This is a genomic window from Litoreibacter albidus (assembly GCF_900107015.1).
Taxonomy (GTDB): domain Bacteria; phylum Pseudomonadota; class Alphaproteobacteria; order Rhodobacterales; family Rhodobacteraceae; genus Litoreibacter; species Litoreibacter albidus.
This window is the reverse complement of sequence record NZ_FNOI01000008.1, coordinates 35,553-48,061: the sequence shown is the minus strand read 5'-3', so window position 1 is coordinate 48,061 and position 12,509 is coordinate 35,553. Positions and strand designations below refer to the sequence as shown.

Genomic DNA, 12,509 nt, shown 5'->3' with positions numbered 1-12,509 from the left:
CCCGCGCCATCAGACAAATATCATCGACGACAATTTACGCCGACCATTCAGAACAACTGGATCATCGGCCTTCAGCGCGTCGAAGACGGTGAAGAGCTGTGCCTTAGCCGCGCCATCGTTCCATTCGCGATCACGGCGGAACAGTTCCAGCAAGTGATCAACAGCCCCCGCGGCATCGCCTGCCGCGTGCAGCGCAACGGCCAGATCCAGCCGTGCCTGATGGTCATCGGCGTTTGCATCAACCGCAGCTTGAAGCTCCGCTGCGGGGCCGGTGTCTGCGGCTTGTTGCAACAGTTCCAATTGCGCGCGCACGGATTCGATTTCCGGCAAGCCGTTCAGCTCTGCCGGCGCGTTGGCCAGCAATTCGGACGCTTTGTCGAGATCTTCCAGCGCCAATTGCGCGCGGATCAGGCCCGCGTAGGCAGCAGGGTTGTTCGGCTCTTCGCCCAGAATGGCTTCGAAGGTTTGGGCGGCGTCGGCTACGTCGCCGTCTTCCAACATGGCTTCAGCGGCGGCGATGGCCTCGCCCAAGCCGTCGTCTACTTCACCACCGGATTCGGCGATCAGCTTGTCGATGAACCCTTTGATTTCGCTTGCAGGAAGCGCGCCTTGAAAGGCATCAATCGGCTTCCCTTTGTAGAATGCATAGACGGTCGGGATGGACTGGATTTGCAACTGGGCCGCGATTTGCTGGTTCTGGTCGACGTCGACCTTCACCATCTTCACGGCGCCTTTGGCGTCTTTTACGGCGGCTTCCAGCGCAGGGCCCAAAGTCTTGCACGGGCCACACCAAGGCGCCCAAAAGTCAACAATCACAGGGACTTCATGGCTCGCTTCGACAACATCGACCATGAAAGTTGCTTCGCTGGTGTCCTTAATCAGGTCGGTCCCGCCAGCGGGAATGCCACCTACGTTGAGTTCAAGCATGCTCTGTTCCTCGGAGTTTAGGCTAAGTTGCCCTGTATATGTGCGCTCTTTGCTCAAAGATCAAATGTCGCAAATACCGGCGCGTGATCGGAGGGCTTTTCCCACCCGCGGGCGGTGCGCACGATCCGCGAGGAGTGACCAGCCGATGCGATATCGGGGGTTGCCCAGACGTGGTCCAACCGGCGGCCCTTGTCTGCCGCGTCCCAGTCGCGGGCGCGGTAAGACCACCATGAATATAGCAGACCGTCGGGAATATCGTTGCGCGTCACGTCGGACCAGCCACCCGCGTCCATGACCTCGCCGAAATGCTCTACCTCAATGGGCGTGTGGCTGACGACCTTCAGCAGCTTCTTGTGGGACCATACATCATCCTCCCGTGGTGCGATGTTAAGGTCGCCCACTAGGATGGATTTGCTGGGCTTATCGGCGTGGAAGGCGTCACGCATCTCGGTTAGGTAGTCGAGCTTGTTGCCAAACTTGTCGTTCACGGCGCGGTCAGGTACATCGCCGCCCGCCGGAACATAGTGGTTATGGATCGTCACGCCGTTTTCCAAACGACCCGCGATGTGGCGCGCGTGGCCCAAGGATGCGTAATCTTCCGCGCCCGCCTCAACCATCGGCAGCCGAGAGATGATTGCGACGCCGTTATAGCCCTTTTGGCCGCGCGCTACGATGTGATTGTATCCAAGCGCCTGAAACCCCTCCAGCGGGATCTTATCGACGGGGCTTTTGCATTCTTGCAGGCACAAAACATCCGGCGCCTCCTCGCTGAGCAGTTTTAGCACCAACTCCTCGCGCAGACGGACGGAGTTGATATTCCAAGTGGCGAGCGTGAATGACATAGCTGTTCTCCGGTTTGACTTGGCGCGAGATTAGTCCGACGTTCGCTTCAGCACCACAGGGAAACATTTTATGTCGCTATTTGCTGCCAACCGGAACTATCGCTTGCTGTTTTCAGCCACCGCAGTTTCCAATTTAGGCGATGGCATTTCTGCGCTGGCATTTCCGTGGCTTGCGACCCTAATCACCCGCGATCCGCTGTTAATTGCCGCTGTGGCGGCTGCCACACGGCTGCCATGGTTGCTGTTTTCACTGCCCGCAGGCGTGATCACGGACCGGATGGACCGGCAGCGCCTGATGGTCGGTGCAGATGTGCTGCGCACGGTTTTAACGATGGGCGTAATCGGGCTGATTCTATCGGCCCCTCCTATGCCCTTGGCAAATGATGCTGCCGAAGCCCTGTCCTTGATCATTGGTCTATGCGCGGCGGCCTTCCTGCTCGGAAGCGCAGAAGTGCTGCGCGACAACGCGGCGCAAACCGCCCTGCCCTCGGTCGTGGACAAACAAGATCTGGAACGCGCCAACGGGCAGCTTTGGAGCATTGAGCAGATCATGGGGCAGTTTGTCGGCCCTCCGGTGGCTGGCCTGCTGATCGCACTCGCGGTACCTGCGCCGTTTCTTGTGGATGCCGCAACATTCGGGGTTGCCGCCTTCCTTGTTTGGCAAATCGCAATGATGCCGCGCGTGCGGGTTCACACGGTGGATGGCTTCTGGTCGCAACTGCGCGAGGGGGCAGTGTGGATGCAAGGACAGCCGTTGATCCTTCGCCTGGCATTGATGCTAGGCGTGCTGAACTTTGTGATCATGATGAGCGCGACAATGCTGGTGCTTTTGTCGCAAGAGATTATGGGGCTAGATGCCGCTGGCCACGGATTTTTGCTAACCGCAGGGGCGGCAGGCGGTGTTTTTGGCGGCATGGTCGGCCCACGGCTGGTACGTCGCTTCGGCGCGCAAGCCTGTGTCTTGGGCGCGCTGGCAATCTTCCCGCTCCCATTCGTTATCCTAGCCCTCACATCGAACGCGTGGCTCGCTGGCTGCGCGCTATTCTTGGAGATGGCGAGCGGGATCACGTGGAACGTCGTCACCGTCTCCCTGCGCCAGCGTTTGATCCCAGACGCCCTTTTGGGGCGCGTGAATTCGATCTACCGCTTCTTTGGCTGGGGTTCGATCCCGCTGGGCGCACTCTTCGCGGGCTTTCTGGTCACGACGTTAGAGGGAGATATCGGGCGGGAGGCCGCACTCCGGACGCCCTACGTCTTTGGCGCAATCGTATGTGTTGGGCTGGCCCTGTACGGGGCCTTACGTTTGCGACTGCCGAGAACCTAGGCCACTGCGCAAAAAAAGCCCGGGCGTTTGCCCGGGCAAGTCCAACAGGGAGGATACCGCAACATAACCCCGTCGCGGTCAGGGGAACTTTGCCTAAGGAACCCCTTAGGAGTTTAACTTATATCCGCCGGATTCGGTCACAAGAAGGCGCGCATTTGACGGATCTGGCTCAATTTTCTGGCGAAGGCGATAAATATGTGTCTCCAGCGTGTGCGTGGTGACACCTGCGTTGTACCCCCACACCTCGTGAAGAAGGACATCGCGCGGCACCACGCCATCTGTGGAGCGGTAGAGAAACTTCAGAATGTTGGTCTCTTTTTCCGTGAGACGGATCTTCTTCTCGTCCTCCGTGATCAGCACTTTCATCGCGGGCTTGAAGGTATACGGCCCAAGCTGGAACACAGCATCTTCGGACTGCTCGTGCTGGCGCAACTGGGCGCGAATACGGGCCAAGAGGACGGGAAATTTGAACGGCTTGGACACGTAGTCATTTGCGCCGGCATCAAGACCCAAGATCGTATCGGCATCACTGTCATGACCTGTAAGCATCAGAATGGGACACTTAACGCCTTGCTTGCGCATCAGGCGGCACAGCTCGCGCCCGTCGGTATCTGGAAGGCCAACATCAAGCACGACGAGGTCGTAAATTGCCTCTTTCGCCTTCTGCATCGCGTCAGCGCCGTTTGCGGCTTCGAACACGTCGAAATCTTCGGTCATAACCAACTGTTCGGAAAGCGCTTCGCGCAGGTCCTCGTCGTCGTCAACCAGTAGAATCTTTTTCAGCGTCGTCATGTTCAGTGTCCTCTCTTGTTAGTTACAAGATGTGTGCTGATCCCCTCAGAAACAACTCACGGCGGCGTTATTCACAGCCTCGTGTCGCAATATGGGTGTTTTGTTTCAACTTCCTTTCATTTCGCGTAAAAGGAAGCTGACTTTGTTACAAAATTGATCCCATGACACTGGCACCTGACATAATTGAACTAACCGCCCGCGCCCGCGCAGACCTGCGAATGGGGGTTCCAGTTGTGATTGGTTCGTCCCTTATCCTTGCGGCAGAGACGTTGAATGAGACCCGTCTGCGTGCTTTGCAGATCACCGGAACGCCACTTGTTCTGGCAATCACCGACTGGCGCGCGCGGACGCTAAAGGCGCGTGCGTATGACACCGACATCGCGCGCGTTGTCGTGCCGGAAGATGCGCCTGTCGATTGGATCACCGCTATTGCGGACCCCGCCGACGATTTGAACGCCCCGATGAAAGGACCGCTTCAGACCCTGCGCGACGACGACGCCACGGATGCGCGCCTTGCGATCCAGTTAACTAAAGACGCCCGCCTGCTACCCGCCGCCGTCGTTGCGCGGCTTGACGCCCCGCGTGAATATGCAGCGAGCCACAGCCTCACGATGCTAAACGCCGACGCGCTGGAGAAGACGTTTAGCGCGCCAAGCCCGCTGCACCCGTTGGTAAGCGCAAGGTTGCCGTTGGAAGTGAACGAGGCGGGGCGCCTACACGTGTTTCGCCCTGAGGACGGCGGCGAGGAGCATTACGCGATTGAGATCGGCCAGCCGTCGCGAACCGAACCGCTGCTGACCCGCCTGCATTCCGCCTGCTTCACTGGGGATTTGCTCGGCTCCTTAAAATGCGATTGCGGCCCGCAGTTGCGCGGGGCGTTGTCACAAATGGGCACGGAAGGACAAGGCGTCCTGCTATACCTGAACCAAGAAGGGCGCGGGATCGGGCTTGCCAACAAAATGCGCGCCTATTCACTACAGGACCAAGGGTTCGACACGGTTGAGGCCAACCACCGCCTCGGCTTTGAGGATGACGAGCGTGATTTCCGCATTGGCGCCGGTATTTTGAAGTCCATGGGCTTTAGCAAAGTGCGCTTACTGACAAATAACCCTGCCAAGATCGCTATGCTTGAGGCAAATGGCTTGGAGGTGGTGGAGCGTGTGCCGTTGAAGGTTGGCGAAAGCCGTCACAACAGCGCTTATCTGGCCACCAAGGCGGCGAAATCGGGGCACCTGTTGTGAGCCCCAACGACCTTGTCGTGACAAGATGGGGCGCGCGTTTTTTGGGCCGCGATATTCCCTGTAGCATCGGCTCGGGCGGTATCTCAGCGGGTAAACGCGAAGGTGACGGCGCGACACCGGTGGGCACGCACCGGATCGCGGGGATGCTGTATAGGCCCGACCGTGTACGCCGACCTGCTACTTGGGCCACGCCGATTGGCCCCGCCGACCTGTGGTCTGACGACCCGACGGACGCGGCGTATAATCTTCCTGTGCGTGTGCCTTACGCGCACAGTCACGAGGCCCTTCGGCGGGCCGATCCACTGTACGACTTGGTGCTGCTGACCGATTGGAATTACCCGGATGCGACGCCTGGCAAGGGGTCAGCTATTTTCATTCACCGGTGGCGCAAACCCCGTCACCCGACGGAAGGCTGCGTGGCGTTCAGCGAGCGGCATCTGCACTGGATTGCCCACAACGTCGACATCGGCACCCGCGTTATCGTTAAGCCGTAGGTGCCACCCTTTCGCCAAAGATAGCAGAGCCCACGCGCACGCATGTGGCGCCTTGCGCGATGGCGCACTCGAAATCGCCACTCATCCCCATGCTGAGTTCCGCCAGATTGTTTTGCGCGGCGAGTGCGCGCAGTTGCGCGAAGTGCGGTGTCGGATCTTCATCCGCAGGGGGGATGCACATCAGGCCGATGACGGGCAAGCCCAACGCGCGGCATTCTGCCACGAACGCATCCGTATCTTCGACCGAGACGCCCGCTTTTTGTGGCTCGTTGCCGGTGTTGACTTGAATAAACAGCGACGGGCAATGCCCTAGCTCCGAAGCGAGCGTTGCGATGCGCTTGGCCAGCTTGGAGCGGTCGAGCGTGTGGATACAGTCGAACAGTTCCATCGCTTGGCGCGCTTTGTTGGTTTGCAACGGACCGAGAAGGTGTAGCTCCACGCCATCGTAGCTGTCGCGGAACGTTGGCCACTTTTGGGCCGCCTCCTGCACGCGGTTCTCGCCGAAAACGCGGTGGCCTTCCTTCAGAACGGCCTCGACCCGCTCATTGGGTTGCACCTTGGACACCGCGATCAGTTTGGTAGTCCCCTCGGGGCGGCCAGCGTTTTTATCGGCGGCTGTGATGCGGGTGAGTATTTCGGGTAGGGACATCGGCGGCTCCTGAACGTGGTCTTACCTACATCCAACATAGACCCGCACAAAAGAAAAGAGCGGGCCGAAGCCCGCTCTCTCTTAATTAGTAGGTGGTGGTGGAGCTTAGAAGCTCAGGCCAAGACCCAGCGATGCGGATTTAGTAGATACGCCACCGGTTGGCTTCGAAGAACCGTAACCGAAGTGTACAACTGCGCCGCCGCCCAGGTCGTAAGCTGCTGCCAGACCGTAGCCTTTAACGTCAGCGCCGCCAGCAACTGCTGCGTTGTCTGTGTACTTACCGTAGTTGGCGTGTACCGAGATCGCACCAGTGGTGTAGCCCAGACCAAGGGAGTAGTGCTTGTCGTTCGCCATGTCGGACATGTCTGTGTAAGTCATGCCAGCGGACAGGCCGTTTGCGAAGGACGCGGACACGGAAACACCAGTTGCGCTACCTTGGTCAGTGAAGCCAGCTGCGATTGCGCCAGCTGCTTTTTGGTAACCCAGACCGAAGTTAACAGTCGTGCCGGACAGGTCCAGAGCGTATTTGAAACCAACAGCGTAACCTACGTCTGTGTTAGCAGCTTTGGAGCCGTTGTCGTCTTCCAAGGAGACTGCAACGCCGAATGCGCCCGATGTGTAATCCCAACGCAGGATTTGACCGTCTTGAGCACCGTCAAGGTACGCGCCAAGGTAGCCGCCGTGCGAAGTTTCGTCATCAGCGATGGAACCTGGGTTGCCCACGTTGCCAGCTTCAGTCATTGCCCAGTCAAGCGCGCCGTCTGTGTCGCCCATTGTGACTGTACCGAATGCGCCGGATACGAAGATCGTTGCGCCGCCGTCGTCAGAGTTGTCGCCAGTCGCGCGGTTCTGAGTGGAGAACCCTGGGGCCGTAACGCCACCAATTTGAACGTTGTCTGTGCCGCCACCTTCGTCCAGATCAACGGACGCACCGAATGTCAGACCGTTGTCTGTTTCGCCGGACATTGTGAATGTCACGTCGATGTCGGTGAAGAACTGAGCGTCAGTTCCGGAAACTTGGTAGATACCCATTTCGGCGCGGCCGGAAAGGGCAACGTCAGCGGCAGCTACACCAGCGGTGGATACCAGCGCTGTGGATGCGATAAGAATTTTTTTCATGACATTATGCCTTTGTGAGTTGCTGCGCCAATGAGTCGACGCATGTATTTCCAGAACGTTGATATATAGAAACCGTTCCGTGTGAAAGCGGTTGGAACTTCGCGCCACAAAATAGGCGCTTTTTTGCAACAATTCCTAAAACGGAAAAAGGCGAGCCCGAAGGCCCGCCTTTAGTAGTCTATCGCTTAGGTGGTTGAGCTTAGAAGCTCAGGCCAAGACCCAAGGACATTGTTTTGGATGTGTCAACCAGTGCAGTACCAGCTGCGTTGGTTGTGTCGCCGGAGCCGTAACCGAAGTGTACAACGGCACCGCCGCCCAAGTCGTAAGCTGCTGCCAGACCGAAGCCGTCAACATCAACCTGAGTACCTTGACCGGTGAACTTACCGTAGTTGGCGTGTACGGAGAACGCGCCAGTGGTGTAACCCAAGCCGATGGAGTAGTGCTTGTCGTTAACCATGTTTTTCATGTCTGTGTAAGTCACGCCAGCGGACAGGCCGTTAGCGAAAGTTGCGGACACGGAAACACCGGTTGCTTTTGCGTCATTTACAGTTGCGCCACCGACGCCATTGTCTGACGCCTTCTGGTAACCCAGACCGAAGTTAACAGTCGTGCCGGACAGGTCCAGAGCGTATTTGAAACCAATCGCGTAGCCTACGCCAGTGTTAGCTGCTTTGGAGCCGTTGTCGTCTTCCAAGGAGACTGCAACGCCGAATGCGCCCGAAGTGTAATCCCAACGCAGGATCTGGCCATCGCTCGAACCATCGAGGTACGCGCCGAGGTAACCAGCGTGCGAAGTTTCGTCATCCGCGATGGAACCTGGGTTGCCCACGTTGCCAGCTTCAGTCATTGCCCAGTCAAGCGCGCCGTCTGTGTCGCCCATTGTGACTGTGCCGAATGCGCCGGATACGAAGATCGTTGCGCCGCCATCGTCGGAGTTGTCGCCAGTTGCGCGGTTCTGAGTGGACAGACCTGGGGCCGTAACGCCACCAGCTTGAATGTTGTCTGTGCCGCCGCCTTCGTCCAGATCAACGGACGCACCGAATGTCAGACCGTTGTCTGTTTCGCCGGACATTGTGAATGTCACGTCGATGTCGGTGAAGAACTGAGCGCCGTTTGTAGTGACAACGCCAGTGTTGGCTACGGAGTCAGCTTTGAAGATACCCATTTCGGCGCGGCCGGACAGAGCAACATCAGCAGAAGCGGCGCCAGCGAAGGCTACCAGTGCTGTGGATGCGAAGAGAACATTTTTCATGTCGTTTTCCCTCGAGAGTTAATAACTTAGGTGCACCTCAATTCAGGGAATCCGAACTGAGTCTGACCTTGTTTCTTACGGACGGCCCCGCAATTCAAGCCAACTGACCCTAACGCGGAGTTTGCCGGCCAAATTGATGCAACTTCGCCACAGTCGGTTTTCTGGCCCATATCCTGGGCGATATGCCCATACAGCTATTCTTTCTTGTTCCACCCCGCCCTGTCCGATATGACAGGGAAAACAACAGGCCGAGAGCATTTATCCATGGCGATCACCCGTATCTTGAAGGCGACCACAGTTTGCACGCTGGTCTTTGCACTGTCCGCATGCGGCGGAAGCGGCATTTTTGGCAAAGGCAAGAACGAGCGGCGTGAGAACGACGCCAACGGCTTCTCGCGCGATTACGACAGCGCCGCCCGCGCCAACGCGGTAAAGAAGGGCAGCCGTCTGGCTGACCTGTTCACCAACAACGACGATCCAAACGTGACCCTGAAGGTGAACAAATACCTTTGGAAGGCGTCGCTGGACGTGCTCAACTTTATGCCCGTGGAAGCCGCTGACCCGTTCACCGGCACCATCGCGATGGGCTATGGCCGCCCGCAAGGCGGTGGCCGCGCCTACCGCGCCACCGTGTTTATCACGGATCCGGCGCTTGATGCGCGGTCCCTGCGCGTGTCCTTGCAGGGTGCTGGCGGCGCCGCCGTGTCGAACCAGACTGCCCGCGCCGTGGAAGACGCCATCCTGACACGTGCGCGCCAGTTGCGCATCGCCGACGGCAAGCTCTAACCACTGGACCAAGTCCAGTTGCACCCCTATTACATGCGCCGGGCCTCATCGCCCGGCGCTTTTCGTATCTGAGGAAGACAAAATGTCCCGCTACAATGCCCGCACCGTAGAACCCAAATGGCAAAAAGCTTGGGACGACGCCCAAACCTTCCTCGCCACGCGCGACGAGTCCCGCGAGAAATACTACGTCCTAGAGATGTTCCCCTACCCGTCCGGCCGCATCCACATTGGCCACGTGCGGAACTACACGATGGGCGACGTGATCGCGCGGTATAAGTCGTCATGTGGCTTTAGCGTGTTGCACCCGATGGGCTGGGACGCCTTCGGCATGCCCGCAGAGAACGCCGCGATGGCCATCGGCGGCCACCCCAAGGAATGGACCTATGGCAACATCGCCGCGATGCGCGACCAGATGAAACCGCTGGGCCTGTCAATTGACTGGACCCGCGAATTCGCGACCTGCGACCCAGAATACTACGGCCAGCAGCAGGCCCTGTTCCTCGACATGATGGAAAAGGGCCTGGTCTACCGCAAGAATGCCACCGTGAACTGGGATCCGGTCGACATGACGGTTCTGGCGAACGAGCAGGTGATTGACGGCAAAGGCTGGCGGTCCGACGCACCGGTGGAGCGCCGCGAGTTGACGCAGTGGTTCTTCAAGATCAGCGACTGGTCCGAGGAACTTTTGGGCGCGCTAGACGGGCTGGATAACTGGCCCGACAAAGTAAAGCTGATGCAGGCCAACTGGATCGGCAAATCGCGCGGCTTGCAATTCGGCTTTGAACGCACGGACGGCGGCGCGCCGATTGAGGTCTACACCACGCGCCCCGACACATTGATGGGCGCCAGCTTCGTTGGCATCTCCCCCGACCATCCGCTGGCGAAGGAGTTGGAAGCCTCCAACCCAGAAGCCGCCGCCTTTATTGCCGAATGCCGCAAGGGCGGTACTACCGCGGAAGCGTTGGAGACCGGCGAAAAGCTTGGCTTTGACACCGGTATAAAGGTGAAGCACCCCCTGAACCCCGATTGGGAGCTGCCGGTTTGGGTCGCCAACTTCATCTTGATGGACTACGGCACGGGCGCGATCTTCGCCTGCCCCGCCCATGACCAGCGCGATTTGGACTTCTGCCGTAAGTATGACTTGCCAGTGATCGACACTTTCTTTGCGTTGGATGACACGAGCCCAGTCGAAAATACTGCCTTCGTGCCTTTGAAAACTGAAAAAGTGAAATGGGTCGACCATTTCGCGGGGCTTGACGTCGCCACAGGTGAAGACGCCGTGAACACCACAATCGACTTCGCCGAGAAGGCCGGCTGGGGCAAAGGCGTCACGCAATACCGCTTGCGCGATTGGGGCCTGTCCCGCCAGCGCTATTGGGGCTGCCCGATCCCTGTCGTCCATTGTGATGACTGCGGCGTGGTCCCCGAGAAGAAAGAGAACCTGCCGGTCGAGCTGCCCGACGATGTGTCTTTCGACATTCCCGGCAACCCGCTGGACCGTCACCCCACGTGGCGCAACACGCCTTGCCCGTCCTGCGGCAAGCCCGCGACGCGTGAAACTGACACGATGGACACCTTCGTCGATAGCTCTTGGTATTACGCGCGCTTCACCTCGCCACGGGCCGAAACGCCCACCGACATGGCGGACGCCGAATACTGGATGAACGTTGACCAGTATATCGGCGGCATTGAGCATGCGATCCTGCACCTTCTTTATTCCCGCTTCTTTGCTCGCGCGATGCAGGAGACGGGCCACTTGCCCGCGTCCGCCAAGGAGCCGTTTAACGCGCTGTTTACCCAAGGCATGGTGACCCACGCGATTTACCAGACCCGCGACGACAACGGGCGGCCTGTGTATCACCTGCCAGAAGATGTGGACGAGACGAACGCGACACTGCGCGCGACGGGCGAAACGGTGGAGGTGATCCCCTCCGCCAAAATGTCGAAATCCAAGAAGAACGTGGTCGATCCAGTTGATATCATCGATCAATACGGCGCTGATACGGCCCGCTGGTTCGTGCTGTCCGACAGCCCACCAGAACGGGATGTTGAATGGACAGCCTCCGGCGCGGAAGCGTCGTGGAAGTTCCTTGGCCGCGTATGGCGCTTGGCCGCCGAATTGGGCGACGGTGACGACACCGATCAGGATCTAGAGCGCGCGAGCGCCATCGCGATCAACGAAGTGACGCTTGGAATTGAGACTTTCGGCTTCAACAAATCGGTGGCAAAACTCTATGAGTTCGCCAATGCGATCTCCAAATCCAAGGCTGGCCCCGGCGCGAAGCGCAAAGCCGTCAAGGTGTTGGCGCAGCTGATGTCCCCGATGACCCCGCACCTCTCCGAAGAGATTTGGTCCCATTTGGGTGGTGAAGGGCTGATCGCGAACGCCCCTTGGCCTATCGCCGACGAAGCACTGTTGGTGCAAGACACCATCACAATGCCGATTCAGATCAACGGCAAACGTCGTGGTGAAATCGACGTAGCGGCGGAAGCCTCGAAGGAAGAGGTTGAAAAGCTGGCCCTGGCGCATGATGCTGTGGTGAAGGCTCTCGAAGGTCGCGAGCCGAAGAAACTCATCGTGGTACCGGGTCGGATTATCAATGTTGTCATTTAACCGCCGCTTTCTGCTATTGGCATTGCCTGCCCTTGCCGCCTGCGGGTTTGAACCCGTCTACGGCACGGGGGGCAGCGCGGAGGGCCTGCGCGGCTCCATCCTCGTGGACGCGCCGACCACCCGCGACAGCTTCAACCTAGTGGCGCAGTTGGAACAACGTTTAGGCCGTGCGCAAGCGCCGGTCTACGGCATGAGTGTCGCCCTCAGCGTCGAAGAAAAGGGCCTCGCGATCTCGGACACCAACAACATTACGCGCTACAATATACTCGGGCGCGCCGACTACGTCCTGCGTGACCTTGCCACCGACGATGAGCTCTACAAAGGCAGCGTGAACACATTCACCGCTTATTCAGCGTCGGTGCAACCCGTGGCAACTTTGGCCGCCGAACGTGACGCCAATGCACGGCTGATGAGTGCCCTTGCGGACAAAATAACATCGGACCTGCTGCTAAACTCCGGCAAGTTTTGA

Annotated in this window: 12 protein-coding genes; 6 read left to right on the top strand and 6 right to left on the bottom strand. The window is 58.7% G+C overall.

Annotated features, from left to right (window positions below):
* Positions 1-9: 9 nt before the first annotated feature.
* Together trxA and BLW66_RS15380 are read right to left on the bottom strand one after the other, a co-directional pair.
* Positions 10-927 (bottom strand): thioredoxin, encoded by a 918-nt coding sequence (trxA, locus tag BLW66_RS15385; protein WP_089948048.1) that lies wholly within the window; start codon positions 925-927, stop codon positions 10-12.
* Between the two features lie 53 nt (positions 928-980).
* The gene (locus tag BLW66_RS15380; protein ID WP_089948047.1) at positions 981-1,769 is read right to left on the bottom strand and encodes an exodeoxyribonuclease III; all 789 of its coding nucleotides are present in this window, start codon (positions 1,767-1,769) and stop codon (positions 981-983) included.
* A 70-nt stretch (positions 1,770-1,839) separates the two neighbouring features.
* Here BLW66_RS15380 and BLW66_RS15375 point away from each other — a divergent pair, with 70 nt between their 5' ends.
* Positions 1,840-3,093 carry an MFS transporter gene (locus BLW66_RS15375; RefSeq protein ID WP_089948046.1) on the top strand — a complete coding sequence of 418 codons (1,254 nt, stop codon included), beginning with the start codon at positions 1,840-1,842 and terminating at the stop codon, positions 3,091-3,093.
* A gap of 105 nt (positions 3,094-3,198) precedes the next feature.
* Here BLW66_RS15375 and BLW66_RS15370 read toward each other — a convergent pair whose 3' ends face one another.
* Positions 3,199-3,885: a response regulator transcription factor gene (locus BLW66_RS15370; RefSeq protein ID WP_089948045.1), complete on the bottom strand. Its 687-nt coding sequence runs from the start codon at positions 3,883-3,885 to the stop codon at positions 3,199-3,201.
* Between the two features lie 161 nt (positions 3,886-4,046).
* On the opposite strand from BLW66_RS15370, the gene ribA reads away from it, so the two are divergent.
* Together ribA and BLW66_RS15360 are read left to right on the top strand one after the other, a co-directional pair.
* Positions 4,047-5,126 carry a GTP cyclohydrolase II gene (gene ribA, locus BLW66_RS15365; protein ID WP_089948044.1) on the top strand — a complete coding sequence of 360 codons (1,080 nt, stop codon included), beginning with the start codon at positions 4,047-4,049 and terminating at the stop codon, positions 5,124-5,126.
* Positions 5,123-5,620 (top strand): L,D-transpeptidase family protein, encoded by a 498-nt coding sequence (locus BLW66_RS15360; RefSeq protein ID WP_089948043.1) that lies wholly within the window; start codon positions 5,123-5,125, stop codon positions 5,618-5,620. The genes ribA and BLW66_RS15360 overlap by 4 nt, the downstream gene beginning before the upstream one ends.
* Here BLW66_RS15360 and BLW66_RS15355 read toward each other — a convergent pair.
* The 3 genes from BLW66_RS15355 to BLW66_RS15345 form a co-directional block, all read right to left on the bottom strand.
* Positions 5,610-6,269: a YggS family pyridoxal phosphate-dependent enzyme gene (locus BLW66_RS15355; RefSeq protein ID WP_089948042.1), complete on the bottom strand. Its 660-nt coding sequence runs from the start codon at positions 6,267-6,269 to the stop codon at positions 5,610-5,612. The genes BLW66_RS15360 and BLW66_RS15355 overlap by 11 nt on opposite strands.
* A 105-nt stretch (positions 6,270-6,374) precedes the next feature.
* Positions 6,375-7,388 carry a porin gene (locus tag BLW66_RS15350; RefSeq protein ID WP_089948041.1) on the bottom strand — a complete coding sequence of 338 codons (1,014 nt, stop codon included), beginning with the start codon at positions 7,386-7,388 and terminating at the stop codon, positions 6,375-6,377.
* Positions 7,389-7,587: 199 nt separating this feature from the next.
* Positions 7,588-8,640 (bottom strand): porin, encoded by a 1,053-nt coding sequence (locus tag BLW66_RS15345; RefSeq protein WP_089948040.1) that lies wholly within the window; start codon positions 8,638-8,640, stop codon positions 7,588-7,590.
* Between the two features lie 228 nt (positions 8,641-8,868).
* Here BLW66_RS15345 and BLW66_RS15340 point away from each other — a divergent pair, with 228 nt between their 5' ends.
* From BLW66_RS15340 to lptE, 3 genes are all read left to right on the top strand, one after another.
* Entirely contained in the window at positions 8,869-9,426 is a 558-nt protein-coding gene (locus BLW66_RS15340; protein WP_244508670.1) for a DUF3576 domain-containing protein, read from the top strand.
* An 82-nt stretch (positions 9,427-9,508) separates the two neighbouring features.
* Positions 9,509-12,040, top strand: a complete 2,532-nt coding sequence (leuS, locus tag BLW66_RS15335) for a leucine--tRNA ligase (RefSeq protein ID WP_089948038.1) — start codon at positions 9,509-9,511, stop codon at positions 12,038-12,040.
* Positions 12,027-12,509 (top strand): LPS assembly lipoprotein LptE, encoded by a 483-nt coding sequence (lptE, locus tag BLW66_RS15330; RefSeq protein ID WP_089948037.1) that lies wholly within the window; start codon positions 12,027-12,029, stop codon positions 12,507-12,509. Before leuS ends, lptE begins: the two co-directional genes overlap by 14 nt.